Annotated in this window: 17 protein-coding genes and 3 riboswitches; of the genes, 14 read left to right on the top strand and 3 right to left on the bottom strand. The window is 50.6% G+C overall.

Translation table 11 applies throughout. The features are described 5' to 3' along the window. Position 1 precedes the first annotated feature (1 nt). A complete protein-coding gene (locus OXB_RS06445) occupies positions 2 to 1,135 on the bottom strand; it encodes an ABC transporter substrate-binding protein (protein WP_041072827.1) in 1,134 nt (377 codons plus the stop codon). 503 nt (positions 1,136 to 1,638) lie between these two features. Then, positions 1,639 to 1,823, bottom strand: a riboswitch (cobalamin riboswitch). A gap of 129 nt (positions 1,824 to 1,952) precedes the next feature. After that, positions 1,953 to 2,134, top strand: a riboswitch (cobalamin riboswitch). Between the two features lie 174 nt (positions 2,135 to 2,308). On the opposite strand from OXB_RS06445, the gene OXB_RS06435 reads away from it, so the two are divergent. The 13 genes from OXB_RS06435 to cobA all read left to right on the top strand — a co-directional run bounded on the left by OXB_RS06435 (position 2,309) and on the right by cobA (position 15,475). Further along, positions 2,309 to 3,286 (top strand): ABC transporter substrate-binding protein, encoded by a 978-nt coding sequence (locus OXB_RS06435; protein ID WP_052483890.1) that lies wholly within the window; start codon positions 2,309 to 2,311, stop codon positions 3,284 to 3,286. A gap of 31 nt (positions 3,287 to 3,317) precedes the next feature. After that, positions 3,318 to 4,406, top strand: a complete 1,089-nt coding sequence (locus tag OXB_RS06430) for a FecCD family ABC transporter permease (protein WP_084212399.1) — start codon at positions 3,318 to 3,320, stop codon at positions 4,404 to 4,406. After that, entirely contained in the window at positions 4,403 to 5,179 is a 777-nt protein-coding gene (locus OXB_RS06425; protein WP_041072822.1) for an ABC transporter ATP-binding protein, read from the top strand. The genes OXB_RS06430 and OXB_RS06425 overlap by 4 nt, the downstream gene beginning before the upstream one ends. 220 nt (positions 5,180 to 5,399) lie before the next feature. Next, positions 5,400 to 5,577, top strand: a riboswitch (cobalamin riboswitch). A 142-nt stretch (positions 5,578 to 5,719) separates the two neighbouring features. After that, entirely contained in the window at positions 5,720 to 7,384 is a 1,665-nt protein-coding gene (cobJ, locus tag OXB_RS06420) for a precorrin-3B C(17)-methyltransferase (protein ID WP_041072821.1), read from the top strand. A 105-nt stretch (positions 7,385 to 7,489) separates the two neighbouring features. Further along, a complete protein-coding gene (locus OXB_RS06415) occupies positions 7,490 to 8,377 on the top strand; it encodes a sirohydrochlorin chelatase (RefSeq protein ID WP_041072820.1) in 888 nt (295 codons plus the stop codon). After that, positions 8,374 to 9,150, top strand: a complete 777-nt coding sequence (gene cobK, locus OXB_RS06410) for a precorrin-6A reductase (RefSeq protein ID WP_041072819.1) — start codon at positions 8,374 to 8,376, stop codon at positions 9,148 to 9,150. The genes OXB_RS06415 and cobK overlap by 4 nt, the downstream gene beginning before the upstream one ends. Beyond that, the gene (locus tag OXB_RS06405; RefSeq protein ID WP_041072818.1) at positions 9,147 to 9,797 is read left to right on the top strand and encodes a precorrin-8X methylmutase; all 651 of its coding nucleotides are present in this window, start codon (positions 9,147 to 9,149) and stop codon (positions 9,795 to 9,797) included. The genes cobK and OXB_RS06405 overlap by 4 nt, the downstream gene beginning before the upstream one ends. Before the next feature lies 1 nt (position 9,798). Then, positions 9,799 to 10,911 carry a cobalt-precorrin-5B (C(1))-methyltransferase gene (locus OXB_RS06400; protein WP_041072812.1) on the top strand — a complete coding sequence of 371 codons (1,113 nt, stop codon included), beginning with the start codon at positions 9,799 to 9,801 and terminating at the stop codon, positions 10,909 to 10,911. Next, positions 10,892 to 12,112: a bifunctional cobalt-precorrin-7 (C(5))-methyltransferase/cobalt-precorrin-6B (C(15))-methyltransferase gene (locus OXB_RS06395; RefSeq protein ID WP_041072810.1), complete on the top strand. Its 1,221-nt coding sequence runs from the start codon at positions 10,892 to 10,894 to the stop codon at positions 12,110 to 12,112. Before OXB_RS06400 ends, OXB_RS06395 begins: the two co-directional genes overlap by 20 nt. After that, positions 12,106 to 12,810 (top strand): precorrin-2 C(20)-methyltransferase, encoded by a 705-nt coding sequence (gene cobI, locus OXB_RS06390; protein ID WP_041072808.1) that lies wholly within the window; start codon positions 12,106 to 12,108, stop codon positions 12,808 to 12,810. Before OXB_RS06395 ends, cobI begins: the two co-directional genes overlap by 7 nt. 13 nt (positions 12,811 to 12,823) lie before the next feature. After that, positions 12,824 to 13,618, top strand: a complete 795-nt coding sequence (gene cobM / locus OXB_RS06385; RefSeq protein ID WP_041072806.1) for a precorrin-4 C(11)-methyltransferase — start codon at positions 12,824 to 12,826, stop codon at positions 13,616 to 13,618. Then, positions 13,611 to 14,765: a cobalt-precorrin 5A hydrolase gene (locus OXB_RS06380; protein WP_070098192.1), complete on the top strand. Its 1,155-nt coding sequence runs from the start codon at positions 13,611 to 13,613 to the stop codon at positions 14,763 to 14,765. Before cobM ends, OXB_RS06380 begins: the two co-directional genes overlap by 8 nt. Continuing rightward, entirely contained in the window at positions 14,711 to 15,475 is a 765-nt protein-coding gene (gene cobA, locus OXB_RS06375) for a uroporphyrinogen-III C-methyltransferase (protein WP_041072804.1), read from the top strand. Before OXB_RS06380 ends, cobA begins: the two co-directional genes overlap by 55 nt. 260 nt (positions 15,476 to 15,735) lie before the next feature. Here cobA and OXB_RS06370 read toward each other — a convergent pair whose 3' ends face one another. Together OXB_RS06370 and OXB_RS06365 are read right to left on the bottom strand one after the other, a co-directional pair. Next, on the bottom strand, positions 15,736 to 16,197 hold the full coding sequence (locus tag OXB_RS06370) for a DinB family protein (protein ID WP_041072802.1): 462 nt from the start codon (positions 16,195 to 16,197) through the stop codon (positions 15,736 to 15,738). Positions 16,198 to 16,393: 196 nt separating this feature from the next. Continuing rightward, entirely contained in the window at positions 16,394 to 16,708 is a 315-nt protein-coding gene (locus tag OXB_RS06365; RefSeq protein ID WP_041072800.1) for a hypothetical protein, read from the bottom strand. Positions 16,709 to 16,892: 184 nt separating this feature from the next. Here OXB_RS06365 and OXB_RS06360 point away from each other — a divergent pair, with 184 nt between their 5' ends. Further along, positions 16,893 to 17,543 carry a CPBP family intramembrane glutamic endopeptidase gene (locus OXB_RS06360; protein WP_041072798.1) on the top strand — a complete coding sequence of 217 codons (651 nt, stop codon included), beginning with the start codon at positions 16,893 to 16,895 and terminating at the stop codon, positions 17,541 to 17,543. Positions 17,544 to 17,587 lie beyond the last annotated feature (44 nt).

Genomic DNA, 17,587 nt, shown 5'->3' with positions numbered 1-17,587 from the left:
TTTAATCCTTTTCAGTTGGTGTGTAGTACCAGATCCCTTGATTCTCAACACCGAGCCATTTTTCAAAGTACTCTTTCAAGTAAGCATCGGGATCGATATCTTCAAAGCGCTCGGGATATAAGTATTTTGCCAGTTGAAGAGTTCCGATATATCGTTTATCCGATCCGATGATATTTGTATGGAAAATGTACACATCCTCCGTCTTCCCCGCTGACAGTTTTGGAATCGACGTTGTGTTCAGCAAATGCTGATAGACTTCTTCATACTCTGTGAAATCAGTCGTTTCATAACCGCCCAGCCATGTTCCATGGAGAGTCAGCACTTCCGGATTCCGTTCCAATACATATTCTTCATCGACACGGATGGTTGTCGATGCTTCACTCGGATCCCATTGTAAGTCTGCGGCATCGATACCGCCCGCCAGTAACGTGGCAACGCCTTCCCCGACACCCGGTTTCCCGTCCAATGACTGACTCGGAAACACTTGATAAGCCCCTTGAGAATTGAGAGCCCCTACCGAAAGCGCCATGACTGTTTTCTTTTCATCATCTGGAATGTCCGCGACCCGTTTTTCCAGCAACTCTTCAATTCCATGTTTCCAGGTTAAAAATTCCGCGGCCTTTTCCTCCTTGCCGAATAACTTTCCGAGCAATTGCAGTTCTTCATCCATCGATTCCGGAAGGTAATTATTAATCCGGACAACTTGAATTCCCGCAGGCTCCAGTTTCTCTTCCAACGTGGAATCCGGCCGGTTCGTAAAGGTAAAAACGACTTGTGGATTCAAACTAAGAATCGTCTCAAAATTGATTTCACTTGTTTTCCCGACATCCGGGCGATCTTCGAAACCAAGATACGGATTATTCTCAAGCGTCGTATCTCCTGTCGCGATAATCTCTTTGTCCACTCCTAAGACTTTCAACGCCTCGGCCGTATTGCGATTGATGACCACGACCCGTTCCAGCGGAAGTTCGAGAGTGAACTCCTTCCCTGTCGAATCTTCGAATGTAATCGTCTCCGGCACTTCCGGTTTCTCTTCCGCAACAGCAGCCGGCTGCGTCGTCGCGGCGTTGGAACAAGCCGTCCCGATGCCAAGCAGCAATACGCAAGCGAACAATAGTTTTATATAATTCTTCATATCGAATCAAATCCTCCTATTAAATTTATAGTTCGACAAGGATCGCCAATCCGGCAATCCTACGTGGAATCTGACATATCCACATAGCGAACTCACACACCCACGGGCAAAACCCGTACACCTTGAATTAAAACCGAAACATCTTCGCCTTTCGCGCGGAATTTGGCATAGCACCACTCCCGCCCCTAGTCAAAAAGACACCAATTGCAAGCAAACAGTAGTCCAGCGCAAGCAAGTCGCGACAACTTGCAAGAAAACAACCTCCGAATGCAAGCAAACAGCAAGCGAATGCAAGCAAACCACCTGTGAATGCAAGCAATCCTTTACCGAACGCCACTGCCTGTCCATCAACCCAGCCACGCAGCACCAAATCCAAAAATAAAAGCCCTTCTCCACTCACGGAAAAGGGCTGGCTTAACGACACAAAATGGTTCCATTTGAACGCGTCCTTACGAGGCGCAATCGGTCAGTATGTATCGTCCCACTCTCACCCCCCGGAGATTTGAAACTTCGAGATGCAGGTAGGTCTCCTGACTTGTGCTTCCTCCTACTTTGAGCCCTTCCCATGCACAGCGGCACAGTGGATGTTCCTCATTTCGTCGACACTTACAGTTGCGGGGACAGTTCCGGATTTGAACCGGATTCCCTATTAAGCTATGGATTAGCGCCTGACATCTCATCGTTATTCAATTTTCAATCGGATCCAATGAATTGGGTTTATTATAGCCGGACCGTTCAGAGAAAGGCAAGCTTCATATTTTTAGGGATTGACATTTCTCGTGCATTTCTGAATACTGTTGATAGATTGCCAAACCGAATAGACGATATGGGAAAAGGTACACGATCATCGTGTTTAAAAGGGAAGCCCGGTGCAAAACCGGCACGGTCCCGCCACTGTGAACTGGCCGTTTTTTGCAAACATCCACTATCTGCCAAGATGGGAAGGAGCGAAAAGCTATGGTCATAAGTCAGGAGACCTGCCTTTTCCAGCGACACTGCTTGACCTACGGGAAATGGGGAAGTGTTAGAAGACGGCTCATCCATTTTTTCACATGGAATACAATAGCGTTTCTAACCCTGTTTCGGTTAGATGCGCTTTTTATTTTTTATCAGTTCTCGCCTATCGATCTCGTCCTTTGGCATAACTACGCAAGGCGAAGGAGAATTGGAATTATGATAAAACAAAAATTAAGTGCATTGGGATTACTGCTTTTGCTGCTGGTCGGTGGGTGTGCAGACAAGGGTGTAGAGAACGGTGCGGATAAGGAGACTTCAACTGCTGAACAAGAGATGCTCACCATCGAAAATAACGGAGTGGAGCTGCCGATTGCCGACGTCCCGCAGCGTGCCGTCACACTGAACCAGCATGTCACGGAAGTGATGTTGGCGCTCGGTCTGGAAGATCATATGGTGGGCACCGCGTACCTCGATGATGAAATCCTGCCCGAATACCGAGAGGCCTATGAGAAGATTGACGTCCTTGCAGATGCCTACCCGTCCAAAGAAATATTTCTTGGCAAGGATCCGGACTTTGCCTACGCCGGTTGGGCCAGTGCATTCAAAGAAGACAGCCTGGGGACGCAAGAGGAGCTGCTGGCACAGGGGATCATCCCATATTTACATCAGTCCTCGACAATCGTCGGACCCAAGCTTGATGACATTTTCACGGATATCGACAACATCGGGAAAATTTTCGGAGTCGAGGATCGCTCGGCCAAACTGATTTCCGACATGAAGTCGCAGATCGAGGAAATCAAACAGACCATCCCGGTCTCCGATGAAAAGAAACGGGTCTTTGTCTTCGATAGCGGCGATACATCCGCCCTCACCGTCGGACAAAATTTCTTGAATGAACTCATCACGATTGCAGGCGGTGACAATATTTTCAGCGACCTTGAGAAGAATTGGGGACAAGTCAATTGGGAGGAGGTCGTGGAGCGAAATCCAGAAATCATCGTCATCATCGACTATGGCGATACGACCGTTGACCAGAAAATCGATTTTCTGAATAGCGTATCCATGTTGGCCGATACGACCGCTATCCAAGAGCAACACTTCGTCGTAGTCCCTCTTTCTGCAGCCGCGGAAGGTGTACGGATTCCTATGGCTCTGGAAACGATCGTCGAAGGCTTTTATAACCCATCCAACTAATTGCGAATAAGACCGGAAAGGGACGGATCCTATGTCACTAGTGCAACAAAGAGCCAAATCAGCCAGTTCCAAGACCGTCGCCATTGTGCCGGTCTTTATCGCTCTATTCATCCTCCTGTTGGTCTCCATCACGTTGGCCGTCATCATCGGGCCCGTTTCCATCCACCCTCTGACCGTCTGGAAAATTGTATTGAATCAACTGCCGCTTTCCTCCCCGTTATTTGACATCGACTGGGGTCGGCCTGAAGAACGGATCATCTGGGACATCCGCCTTCCCCGCGTGCTGCTCGGCGGGGTCGTCGGGGCGGGGCTGGCGGTCGTCGGGGTCGGAATACAGGCACTCGTCCGAAATTCCTTGGCGGATCCTTATATTTTGGGCGTCTCTTCCGGTGCTTCGGTCGGGGCTACCGTCGTCATCCTGTTCGGGGCGTTCAGCATGTTCGGCCAATATGCGCTTTCGGTTGCCGCTTTCGGAGGTGCTTTGCTCTCGATCATTTTCGTCTATTTCATTGCCCACGTGGGGGGCCGGCTGACAACGACTCGACTTTTATTGGCTGGAGTCGTCGTATCGATGATTTTATCAGCGGTCACCAGTTATATCGTCATCTCCGCGCCGAATGAACAAGGGATCCGCAATGCCATGTTTTGGATGATGGGAAGCTTGGCGGGAGCGAAATGGAGTTATCTCGTCATCCCCGCGCCAATAGTGCTTGCCGGCCTACTGTACCTGCTGGCGAGGTTCCGGGCCCTCAACTTATTGCTGCTCGGCGAAGAAACGGCGGGCACTCTTGGAATCAGCGTGCATCGGTTCCGGAAAGAACTGATTATAGTCACGGCCTTATTGACGGGAGTCATCGTTGCGGTCAGCGGGGCGATCGGGTTTGTCGGATTGATGATTCCCCATCTCGTCCGTCTGGCAATCGGAGCGGATCATCGGAAAGTGTTGCCGGTCAGCGCATTGGTCGGTGCCATCTTCATTATTTGGGCGGATGTTTTCGCCCGGATTGCCGTGGCACCCGAAGAACTGCCCATCGGTATCATCACCGCATTATGCGGCGGACCGTTCTTCATCTGGCTATTGAGAAAAAGTGATTATTCTTTTGGAGGCGATGGATCTTGAGTGTTCTTGTAGATGATTTGACAACGTGCATTAATCAAATCCCGATTGCCCGTCATATTTCGATCGACGCCCGGGAAGGTGAATTCATCGGTATCATCGGACCGAATGGCAGTGGGAAATCCACGATCTTGAAATCGATTTATCGCGCCCTCCCCCATCAAAGCGGAACGATCAGCATCGCTGATCGGGATATTTCCACCCTCTCGGCAAAAAGTTTGGCAAAGCAGATGGCGGTAGTCAGTCAAGAAGGAGCTTTGTCATTCGACTTTACCGTCGAAGAAATGGTGCTGATGGGAAGGGCTCCCCATAAAAAATGGTTCGACTTGGACAGCCAGTCGGACAGAGACATCGTCGATCATGCACTGATGCAAGTCGGGCTTATTGATAAAAGGGAACGAGGATTCGCCACACTGTCGGGTGGAGAGAAACAGCGCGCCCTTATTGCCAGAGCCATTTCCCAGCAGGCCAAAATATTAATCTTGGACGAGCCGACCAATCACCTTGACATTCATCACCAGCTTCAGGTGATGGATTTGGCAAAAAGTCTTCAACTGACGGTTATTTCCGCTCTGCATGACCTGAATATCGCGGCCACGTATTGCAATCGGATTTATGTGGTGCAAGATGGGCAAATCGTCCGTTCCGGGACGCCCGAAGAAGTGTTGACCGCAGAAATGTTGGCTACCGTTTTCCAAGTGAATGCAGAGATTGAACAACACCCGAAGACCGGCCATATTCACATTACGTACCTTTCCGCATTTCCGGCCCATTAAATTATTTATCCCGCAAGCGGAGCGGCGGACAAAGAGGCCCCTCCCCTCGCCTTCGTCTTGAATAAAGTCTTCGGAGACTAGAGGCGGCTATTTAGGGAACTCTCAAATAGTCCAAATTACTCCGCGGCAAATTGCGCCAAGGCATCATTGATTTTTCAAAGCGGGTTGACAATTGCAGTAAAGTTATGAATACTGAGTATAGATTACAAGGTTACTAAATTTCATATGAACGGGAAAAGGTGCGCCTTGGTTGCGCTTAAAAGGGAAGTCCGGTGTAAATCCGGCACGGTCCCGCCACTGTAATTTGGTAGTTTTCCGCAGAATCCACTGTCTCAGACGGGAAGGAGCGGAAAACGATGACCATAAGTCAGGAGACCTGCCTTTTCTAACAGCACTGCTTGACCTACGGGAAATGGGGAAGTGTTAGGACTGTACGGTTTTCACACTTTCCATTCGTTGAAAACAAAAGCATTTCTAACCATCCCTGGTTGGAGATGCTTTTTTTATTTTCATTTTCGATACATTAAAGGAGGATGCAGGATGAAGAAAGGTAAATTGATTGCAATCGGTTTTGGTCCTGGAAGTGAGCAGCATATGACGCAGCGGGCCCGGGATGCTTTTGCGGAATGCGACGTTATCATCGGCTACAAAACATATGTCGAGTTGATTCGCCATCTGCTGACACCGGAGCAGCAAATCGTCAGCACCGGCATGACGGAAGAAGTGGGTCGTGCACAGGAAGCGGTGAAACTGGCGGAAGCCGGACATACCGTCGCGGTCATCTCAAGCGGCGATGCCGGAGTTTACGGCATGGCGGGCCTGATTTACGAAGTGCTTGTCGAAAAAGGATGGAATGAAGAGACGGGCGTCGGGTTGGAAGTCGTTCCAGGCGTCTCCGCTATCCAAGCATGCGCTTCCCTTCTTGGCGCTCCGGTCATGCATGATTCATGCACGATTAGCTTGAGCGACCATTTGACCCCATGGGAATGGATTAAAAAGCGGGTGGAAGCGGCGGCTATGGCCGACTTTGTCATCGCGCTCTACAACCCGAAAAGCGGCAGACGGACACGTCAAATCGAGGAAACGCAAAGGATCCTGCTCCAATACCGTTCGCCTCAAACTCCGGTCGGCCTTGTCAAAAGCGCCTATCGGGACCGGCAGCACATCGTCATCACCGACCTCGAGCATATGTTGGATCATGACATCGGCATGCTGACGACAGTAATTATCGGAAATAGCACGACATTTCTGTACGATGGCAAAATCATCACACCTCGCGGCTACCAGCGTAAATATACGCTCGGCGAAGAGAAACAGCCGTTAAAACCGCATCAACGGCTGAAAGAAGAGAACGAGCCATGGGCGTTGCACGGCGGCGAAAAAGAGGAAGAGCCTGTATTAGCGGAAAAAAAAACTGAATTAATACAAACCGAACCTCAAAACAATAGCGTTTTAGAGCTGGCCGAACCTCAAAACAATAGCGTTTTAGAGCTGGCCGAACAAGCACTCGCTCAATTGGATGGCACGGCACCGGATGCGGTCAGCCCGCTATTCCAAGAGCACCGACTATTTGAATTCACTGTCTCCCCTGGCGTGGCCAATAAAAAGATGTCTCCAAGCCAACTGGCGGCTTTAGCGGAAATCGTCGGCAACAACGGCGAAATCGAATACACACCGGATCATGAATTTAAAATTTCATTGCAAACCGAAGATCCAGAAGCAATCACATCCCGTTTGGAGCAAGAAGGATGGCTGCTCGCCCCTGCCGGCAATGTCGTCAAAGTGAAAGCTTGCGATTTTTGTGATGGAGACAAGCAAGATCCGATTCCTTATGCGGAGGAGTTAATGAAAAAACTCGGCGGCCTCAGTGTGCCGAAAGAGCTGAAAATCGGCTTCAACGGTTGCGGCATGGCCTGCTATGGAGCAGTTGCAGAAGATATCGGCATCGTCTATCGCCGCAAGAAATTCGACGTCTTCCTCGGAGCGAAAGCGATGGGACGCAATGCACATGTCGGCGTTCCAGTTGTGGAAGGGTTGGAGCCTGAAAAGCTTGTCCCTCTCATTGTAGCCATCGTGGAGCAGTTCCGGAACGAAGGACTGCCGAACGAACGATTCTACAAATTCTTCAAGCGCGTACAAAACATCCAAGGATTCCCGTACCAGGAAGTGCCGACATTAGTCGTCCTGGAACCAGATCTTTGCTAAGGTGACAGTCACCTACACAACTTGGAAACTATTCGGAATTGTTCCCGAATTGACTTGGTGACTGTCACCAACAAAAACCAACAAAATTGAAACGGAGGAATACAAATGCAAGCAATTCTTTTTGTCGGTCATGGCAGTAAAGATCCGAACGGAAACAAGGAGATTCTTCAGTTCGTCGACCAGATCACGCCGAGATTCTCGGAACCTATCATCGAAACCTGTTATCTCGAATTCGCCCAGCCCGATATTTCACAAGGCATTGACCGCTGCATCGAGCGCGGAGCGACGTCTGTCAGTCTCATTCCGATGATGTTCCTGGCTGCGGGCCACTCCAAACTGCATATCCCTGCTGCCATCGACGAAGCGAAAGTCAAATACCCAGCCGTCACGTTCAATTACGGACGCCCGGTCGGCATCCACAATCGGATCATTGATATGCTGGAGAACTGCTTACGGGAACAAGGGCTGACGAACGAAGCGGAAGACGCCGTCATCCTACTCATCGGCCGCGGTTCCAGCGACCCTGATGCCAATAGCGATCTATACAAAATCGGGCGCCTGTTATCCGAACGTTTTGACCATCTCCCTGTTGAATCAGCCTTTATCGGTGTAACGAAACCGACTGTGGAAGACGGGGTGGCCCGTGCCGTCACCCTCGGAGCGAAGCAGGTTTTTCTCGTCCCTTATCTTTTCTTCACAGGTGTCCTGATGAACCGCATGCATGATAAACTCGCTGCGCTAAAAGAGCAATATCCTGTGAATCAATTGCAGATGACCGACTACTTCGGTTTCCGGGATGAAGTGAAGGATGTGTTCCAAGACCGTGTGGAAGAAGCGTTGCTTGGCGCGGCCAAATTGAACTGCGATGTCTGCGAATTCCGCCTGCATGCTCTGGAACATATGGACGTCCATCATCACCACCATCATGATCACGACCATGACCATGTCCATGACCACCATCATCATCATGCACACGAGGAGGTCGCACCGTGATTCTGTTTTTAGCGGGAACGAGCGATGCCCGGGAATTGGCGATCGAATTAAAAGAAAAAGGCTTTGATCCACTCACGACGGTAGTGACGGAAAATGCAAGCTATGCCCTCTTGGAAGCGGGCCTCCGTGTCCATATCGGAAGACTGACTGCCGAAGAGATGGCTGCAATCATCCAGGAAGAAAATATGAAAGCCATCGTTGACGCAAGCCACCCGTTCGCAGAAGAAGCATCCAAAAACGCGATTGAAGCGGCGACAAACGCAGGAGTCCCCTATTTCCGTTATGAACGCGAGCAGATCGATCAGTACGACGATCGAGTCGTCTCCGTTGCCACTTACGAAGAGGCGGCCGACGTCGCACTGGAACGGAAGGGCAATATCATGCTTACGACCGGCAGTAAAACATTGGAGACGTTCGCCAAAAAGCTTATCGGTGTAGAAGGTGTCCGCCTCATCGCCCGGATGCTCCCCCGCCTGGACAATATGGAGAAATGCGCGGCACTCGGTGTTGAACAGAAAAACATCGTCGCGATTCAAGGCCCCTTTTCGTATGAGCTGAACCGGGCACTCTATCAACAATTTGACGTAACCCTAATGGTGACGAAAGAGAGCGGGAAAGTCGGATCGGTGGATGAAAAAGTAGAGGCCGCGCTGGAACTGGGGATTCCCGTCGTCATGATCCGTCGTCCGAAAATCGATTACGGCGAGGTCTATTCTTCATTCGCCCCGCTTATTGAACAACTACAAACGACATTGGAGGAGAGTGTGAAATGAATTTCCAGACAGAGTTTAAACCGGCGACAATCCAGCCGCAGGAAATCGAGGATTTGAGCTTTAAAATCATCACAGACGAACTGGGGGACCATCCCTTTACAGCAGAACAGTATCCGGTCGTCCAGCGGGTCATTCATGCTTCGGCCGATTTCGACCTAGGCAGAAGCCTGGTCTTCCATCCAGACGCCATCCGTGCCGGCATCGAAGCGATCCGCAGCGGAAAGCCGCTTGTTGCGGATGTCCAGATGGTGCAAGTCGGCGTAAGTAAGCCGCGGATTGAAAAATACGGCGGAGATGTCCGTGTCTATATTTCCGACCCGGATGTCATGGCTGAAGCGAAAAAGCAGAACTTGACCCGTGCGATTATCTCCATGCAGAAAGCTGTAAAGGAAGCGGAAGGCGGCATTTTTGCGATCGGTAATGCCCCGACTGCCCTGCTGGAATTGATTCGTCTTGTGAAAAATGGGGAAGCACGTCCCGGACTTGTTATCGGAATGCCGGTCGGCTTTGTATCTGCCGAAGAATCCAAAGCCGAATTGGCGAAGCTGGATATTCCATTCATTACGAACATCGGGCGAAAAGGCGGCAGCCCTGTCACTGTTGCGGCGGTCAATGCCATCTCGCTCATGGCGACTCAACTCGATTGATATGAAGAAACAAACGGAAGAGAAGAAAGAACTTCGGCATGGCTATACGACCGGCACCAATTCCACGGCAGCAACGAAAGCGGCTCTTCTTTCCCTTATTCTTCAAGAACAAATTGTAAAGGTGACTGTCACCTTGCCAATTGGCGACACGGTCCCGTTTACGATGGATAAACTCTCGCTCGGTCCGAAGTCGGTTTCAGCGGAAATCATCAAAGACGCCGGAGACGACCCGGACGCGACGCATCTCGCCCGGATCATTTCAACCGTTTCCTGGAATGACGCGCCCGGCATCGAACTGGACGGGGGAACCGGCGTCGGTCGTGTAACAAAACCCGGCCTCCCCGTCCCCGTCGGCGAAGCTGCCATCAACCCAGTCCCTAGGAGGATGATCCTTCGGGCCGCGCAAGAAATCTTGGACGAGTATGGTATCGGGCGCGGCATTAAAATCGTCATCTCCGTCCCGGATGGAGAAGAGATTGCCAAAAAGACATTGAATAGCCGGCTCGGCATCATCGGCGGCATATCGATTCTTGGGACGCGAGGCACCGTCGTCCCCTTTTCAACCGCCGCTTTCCGCGCCAGCATCGCCCAGGCGATCAATGTTGCGAAGGAGAACGGCTGTACAGAAGTCGTTGCCTGCACCGGCGGCAGAAGCGAAGACTTCGCCATCGAATTTCATCCCCATATTCAAGAAGACGCGTTTATTGAAATGGGCGATTTCATCGGGTTCACGATGAAGCAATGCAAAGCCCGGAAGATGAAAAAAGTGACGCTCGTCGGGATGATGGGGAAATTCTCCAAGGTCGCGCAAGGCGTCATGATGGTTCATTCCAAAAGTGCGCCTGTCGACTTCAACTTTTTAGCCGATCTTGTGGAACAAGCGGGCTTGCCGCCGGAACTTGTCGAGGAAGCACGCCATGCGAACACCGCTTCCCAAGTCGGAGATATGGTGATGGCAGCAGGCAATACGAAGTTCTTCACTTTATTGCTCCAGCGCATCGCTAAAAATTGTTATGACGAAGTGGGCGGCGGTTTGGAAGTGGAAGTGATCGTCATTTCGATGAAAAAAGAAATTTTAGGGAGGGAGACGTATCGTGGCGAAGAAAGCGATTAAAGTGATCGGTATTGGCGAAGCAGGACAAGACTCCCTCTTGCCAATATATAAAACATGGATCGAACAGAGTGAACGGCTCGTTGGCGGAGACCGTCAACTCGCCTTCTTCCCCGACTATGCGGGAGAGAAGTTATCCGTCACCGGCGGGCTTTCTGCGGTTGTGGCCAATTTGCAGAAGGACGACAAAGAAACTGTCGTCTTGGCATCCGGCGATCCGTTATTCTATGGGATCGGCGGTTATTTGGCGAATAAACTCGAGCACATCGAGATTTACCCGGCACTGAGTTCCATTCAGGAAGCGTTCAGCCGCATGGGAGAATCTTGGCAAGACAGTGTTTTTCTCAGCGTCCACGGTCGTCCGATGACAGGACTGGCCCAAAAAATTGATGGCCAGTCGAAAGTGTGCCTGTTGACGGACCACAACAACAGTCCACAGGAGATTGCCCGTTATCTCCTGTCGTTCGGGATGTATGAGTACCGTGCATTCGTTGCGGAAGCGGTTGGTGGACCAGACGAGAAAGTCAGCTGGTTTGATTTACATGAACTTCTCGACTACGAAGCGAACCCATTGAATGTCGTCATTCTCAAGCGCGTGAAGGAGGCCCCTGTCTGGCCGCTCGGCATCCCCGATGCGGAATTTTCACAACGAAAGCCCGATAAAGGATTGATTACAAAAAAAGAGATCCGGGTGCTGAGCATCGGGGAATTGCAATTAACCCGGACGAGCACCGTTTGGGATATCGGCGCCTGCACCGGTTCCGTTTCCATTGAGGCGGCGAAAATTTGCCGGGATGGCGCTGTCTTCGCCATTGAGAAAAATGAAGCCGACTTGGACAATTGCCGGGAAAACTTCTCAAAATTCCGCACCGATGTGACGCTCGTCCACGGAAAAGCACCGGAGCGTCTCGAAGAATTCCCTGATCCGGATGCCGTCTTCATCGGCGGTTCGGGAGGCGAGATGAATGAACTGCTGCACATCTGTTGCAGCCGGCTGAAAGCGAACGGCACAATTGTCCTGAATGCAGTGACGATTGAAAACCTGCACAACGCAGTGAAAGCATTCGAAACGGAAGGATTTGCCGTCAATATCACACTTGCACAAATTTCACGCAGCAAACCGATTTTACATATGACACGCTTTGAAGGATTGAACCCTGTCTATATCATTCAAGCAAAGCGGAAGGAGACAGCAGAATGCTAGGAAAAGTAATTGGCGTCGGTGTAGGACCCGGCGACCCGGAGCTCATCACCGTCAAAGCCTACCGGGTGATGAAAGAGGCCGATGTGGTCGCATTCCCGAAACCACGCCGGGGCAGCAAAAGCTATGCCCAGCAAATCATCGACCATTACGTCAACCCGGCCGAAAAGGAAATGCTTCCCCTCGTCTTTCCGATGACCCGCGAACAGGATATTTTGGAGACGGAATGGACGAATGTGGCAAACCAAGTCTATGAAAAGGTCAAAGAAGGAAAAGAAGTGGCTTTCGTGACGGAAGGCGACACGATGCTGTACAGCACATTCATGCACCTCATGCGCAGAATGGCGCAGTTGTATCCGGATGTTGAATGTATCTCCGTCCCCGGCATTTCCTCCGTCAACGCCGCCGCATCCCGTTTCAAGATGCCGTTGGCGGACGGCGATGAATGGTTCGCCATCATCCCGGCGACCGACGACCGCGAGCAGATGCGGAAAGCTCTGGAGGACCATGATGCAGTCGCCTTTTTGAAAGTGGCGAAAGTGCTTCCCGAAATGATTGATTTATTGGAGGAAATGGACTTGGTCGATAAAGCCGTCGTCACGACGAAAGTAACGTCCAGCGAAGAAAATGTCTGGCACGATGTACGGGAATTAAAAACGGCGGAGCTGAACTACCTGTCGCTTATGCTCGTCCGGAAATAAGGAGGGAATTCATTTGAACATCGAAGCAAAAGTCTATTTTATCGGCGCTGGCCCCGGAGACCCCGAATTGATTACGGTGAAGGGCTTGAAACTGTTGCAAACCGCGGATGTCGTCCTGTTCACCGACTCGCTCGTCAATGAAAAGCTCATGGACGAGACGAAAGAGGGTGCACTTGTACTAAAAAGTGCCGGCATGGCATTGGAAGAGCAGATTGACATCATGGCGGGCGCCGTCGAGGAAGGTAAGAGCGTGGCCCGCATCCATACGGGAGACCCCGCCATTTATGGGGCAATCCTGGAGCAGATGAGCCGGCTGTATCACCGCGGCATCTCCTATGAAGTGATTCCGGGAGTCAGTTCCGTCTTTGCATCGGCAGCACGGGCGGGTGTCGAACTCACTGTGCCGGAATTGACGCAAACGGTCATCTTGACCCGTGCAGAGGGGCGGACGCCAGTTCCCGAAAAGGAACAGCTTGTGGACTTGGCCCGGCATCATTGCACCGTCTCTTTATTCCTCAGTGCGACGCTCATCAAGAAAGTCGTCAAATCATTCTACGAAGCCGGCTGGGCGGAGGATGCTCCGGTGCTCGTCGTCTACAAAGCGACTTGGCCGGATGAATTAATTCTCCGGACGACACTCGACAAAGTCGGCGAAGACATGCGCGCCAACCGGATCACCAAACAGGCGATGGTCATCATCAGTCCGGCGGTAGATCCGAAACTCGTTGAACAAGGCGGCTATGAATCGAAGCTGTATGATAAAACCTTCACGCACGGATTCCGCAAAGGAGTGACGGCCGATGGATAATGTCGTCCTCGTCGCCATCACGAAACACGGTGTCCAGCTGATCCGGGAACTGAAGGAGAAAATGCCGACTGCGGATGTCTATTATATGCGTAAATTCGCCTACGGAGATGAAGATGAACGGGGTTTCACGTTATTTGACGGCTCAATCCGCCTATTACTTCCAGACATGTTCGCCAAATATGACGGCATAGTGTCGGTCATTTCCTTGGGCGCGATGGTGCGGATGATCGGGCCTATTATGAAAAACAAGAAAGTCGATCCGGCTGTTGTCTGCGTCGATGACAGGGGCCAATTTGCAATCAGCGTCCTGTCGGGGCATGTCGGCGGGGCGAATGACCTGACCAATATCGTGGCGGAAAAACTGGGGGCCCTTCCTGTCATCACGACCGCCTCTGACGTCCAAAAGACGATCCCCGTCGATATTTTCGGACGAGATTTCGGTTGGACGATCGAAGATGAAACCCATATCGTCACCGCCAGCGCTTCCGTTGTGAATGAAGAGCCGCTCGTCGTCGTCCAAGAGGCCGGGGAACGGAATTGGTGGAAACATGAACGCGCGATCCCTTCCCACATCCAAGTGGTCGACTCTTGTGAAGAGGCACTGAAGAAAGAATTCAAAGCGGCCCTGGTCATTACAGACCGGATCATCCCTGAACATTTGACAACAGGTCCCCTCTCGGATAACTGGGTCCTCTATCGACCGAAAACCCTCCATCTGGGAATCGGCTGCAACCGCGGCACTTCTGCGGAAGAGATAGAAGAAGTGATCGTATCCACTTTGGCGGAACTGCAACTGTCCCTTCAATCCGTCAAAGGCATTTCGACGATTGAGCTGAAAAAAGATGAAGATGGTCTGTTGGAAGTGTGTAAGAAATATGGGTGGGAGTTCACCTGGTATGCACCGGACCAATTGAACGCCGTGCCGATTGAAAACCCGTCAGAGACCGTATTCAAATTCACAGGGGCTTATGGCGTCAGCGAGCCAGCAGCGAAACTATCCGCAGATGCGGATACGTTGCTCTTGGAAAAGAAGAAAAGCGGCAATGTCACGATATCGATTGCACGGAAAACATTTGATGGGAGGGAACCGAAATGGCAACAGGACAAGTCTATCTCGTCGGTGCAGGACCCGGCCATGTCAAACTGATCACAGTCCGCGGATTGGAATGTATTCAAGAGGCGGATGTCATCGTTTACGACCGATTGGCGAACTCGGAGTTATTGGAACATGCGAAGCCCGAGGCAGAGCTCATTTATTGCGGAAAATTGCCGAAACACCATACCTTGCGTCAAGAGGAAATCAATGACTTGCTCGTAGAAAAGGCGTCCCTAGGGCTGACCGTCACCCGTTTGAAAGGCGGCGATCCGGCAGTGTTCGGACGAGTCGCCGAAGAGGCGGCGGTCTTGAAGCATGCTGGCATTTCATACGAAATCGTCCCCGGAGTCACTGCAGGCATTGCGGCTCCGATGTTTGCGGGCATTCCCGTAACACACCGGGACCACAGTTCTTCCTTTGCCATGATCACAGGTCATTTGCACCAAGGCAACTTTGTCGAAGAGAAATGGAAAGCCTACGCAACGGGAATTGACACGCTCGTCTTCTATATGGGTGTCCAAAACCTATCCTATATTTGCGGCCAGCTGGTCGAGCACGGGAAAGACGGAACAACCCCGGTCGCCCTCATCGAATGGGGCACGTTGGAAAAGCAGCGCACCGTGACTGGGACATTGGAAACAATTGAAGGCATCGCCGCTGAGGCAGCCATCACCCACCCCGCCATCATCGTCGTCGGCAGCGTCGTCAGCTTGCGCGACACGATCCAATGGTTCGAAAAGGAATCAGTCGCACCACGTTGAAAAGCCGTCCGTTGAGGGCGGTTTTTTTTGTTTGTCGTGCATGGATAATCGTCACTTCACCCAACTGCAAAGCTTTTTGCAGGCTATCGAACGTTGAACGTAAGAAAACTATGTCTGAGCGTAAGCAAACTACGTCCGAACATAAGCAAATCAACTCCGAACGCTAACAATCCCCTTTCGAATGCAATCAAAATACCATCCCCGGTCACAAATAAAAAAGACCATCTCGAATTCCTTCAAGACAGTCTTCCACGCTAAGCTTACTTGGATACGACGCGATTCAACCCGGAGATTACGCCGGCATGTACACCTTCATGCCATACTGTAAATTGGACGAGGGCGTCGACCGTTTCCATCTTATGATCCCGGATCTGCACCGGCTCCGGCAACGGATCGTTCAACTTGCCTTCCAACGCCGAAGTCACCCGTTGCTCCTGCTCTTTCAACGCATCCCATAATTCCTTGTTGGACGGGGCTTCCGTTTCCCACTTGGATGGGCTGGAACCCGGAACAAAAAGCGGCATCCATTCGGCATTCACCACTTCATAACCAGGCAACGCCTTTGAAATGAAGTTCTCCATAACAACATAAATATGTCCGATATTCCAACGGATCGTGTTGCTGAATCCCTCCGGCTGGACATCCCATTCTGCTTCCGGCGATTGCTTGACTTGTCCAAGCGTGTACATTCTGGCAAAGCTCAACTGTTGTAATGTAGACATTTGAATCTTCCCCCTTTTCTATTTACAACTGTATCTTAAGTCTACGAATAAGAAAAGTAAATGGCTTTAGTTTGGCGTGGTGACAGTCACCCAGGCAATTCCTACACTACTCCGAATCGTTTCCAGATTGCATAGGTGACTGTCACCAATAGTCCTCAAAAAAACGACCCCTTCTCGAGGAGTCGTTTTTCACTCTTTATTCCCTAACCGGGTTTTCTTTCGGATTCAAATCGTTCCATTTTTTATGGACGTCTTTATTGAATGTGTATGACGGCTGCTCCATCCCGAATTCCACGGACAGGTTGGGCAGTACCGTTTCCTTGGCCGATTCTTTTTTATTCTCATTGAATGCGGAAGGCTTGTTGGCACCTGTTTTCGTCAACTCATTTTTGCGGAATACGTCCGAAACGTTCGAGTCAGAAGGATCCGAAAGCGGAAGTTCTCCGGAACGCACAACACCTCTTGGTTCATAGTCCTCTTTGTTCGGATACTTATCTTTGTTCGTAATCATCCAACATTCCTCCTTTTCGAACGGCGATTCAACTAAATTTCATCGATTTCGCCTCTCACATACTTTACCTAGTGTTTACTATTCCCCATCTTCTTCATTCCTAAACCTTTTTTCCGGAAAAAACAGTATTTGAAACAAAAACACTCCCTAATCGTCCTTTAACATAACTTGGGAGGTGCATCGAATGAAAAAAATAGCCGCTTTTGGATTGCCTTTTGTCAATATAGCCATCCTATTGTGGATTGAGCAGGGGCTCCAGATTTCCTACGGTTGGAAAACGGCCGCCAAAATTATTCTTTTCCTGCTCATCCCATTTTTCCTATTCCGGCCGACGCGCCTTCCCTTTTTACAGTTCAGGAAAATTGACCGAAAAAGCATCCTGATCTCCAGCGGGGCGGGAATCGGGATGCTTGCCATCATCGTTGGGACATTCAGCCTACTACAACCTTACATCGATCTCGAATCCTTGCGACTCGATTTAGAAGACTCTGGTGTGAATAGTTTGATATTTCCCATTATAGCATTTTATATCTTGTTAGGGAACTCCTTTATTGAAGAATTTTTCTTCCGGGGGATTTTACCGGATCTGTTACGGCAATCGCGGTACCGTCTGTTTTTACCTTCCCTCTTTTTTGCCGTTTATCATATTGCCATCTTCCTCCCGTGGTTCACCCCACCGCTTTTGGCGCTTGCCGTCGGTGGACTCTGGGCGGGCGGTATCATTTTTCAATTGCTGAATGAAAAAAGCGGCGTCATCCTTCCCTCCTGGATTGTCCATATGTGGGCGGATGCCGGCATTCTGCTTATCGGAGCGTACCTTTTTTATTTTAAGTGAAAACGCGTTTGCCCATCCAAGCGACAAACGCGTACCATATAAAC

Origin of the sequence: Bacillus sp. OxB-1, assembly GCF_000829195.1 — a bacterium.
In the GTDB taxonomy this organism is placed as follows: Bacteria; Bacillota; Bacilli; order Bacillales_A; family Planococcaceae; genus Sporosarcina.
Note: the sequence above shows the minus strand (reverse complement) of the source record. Positions and strands in the feature narration are given on the sequence as shown.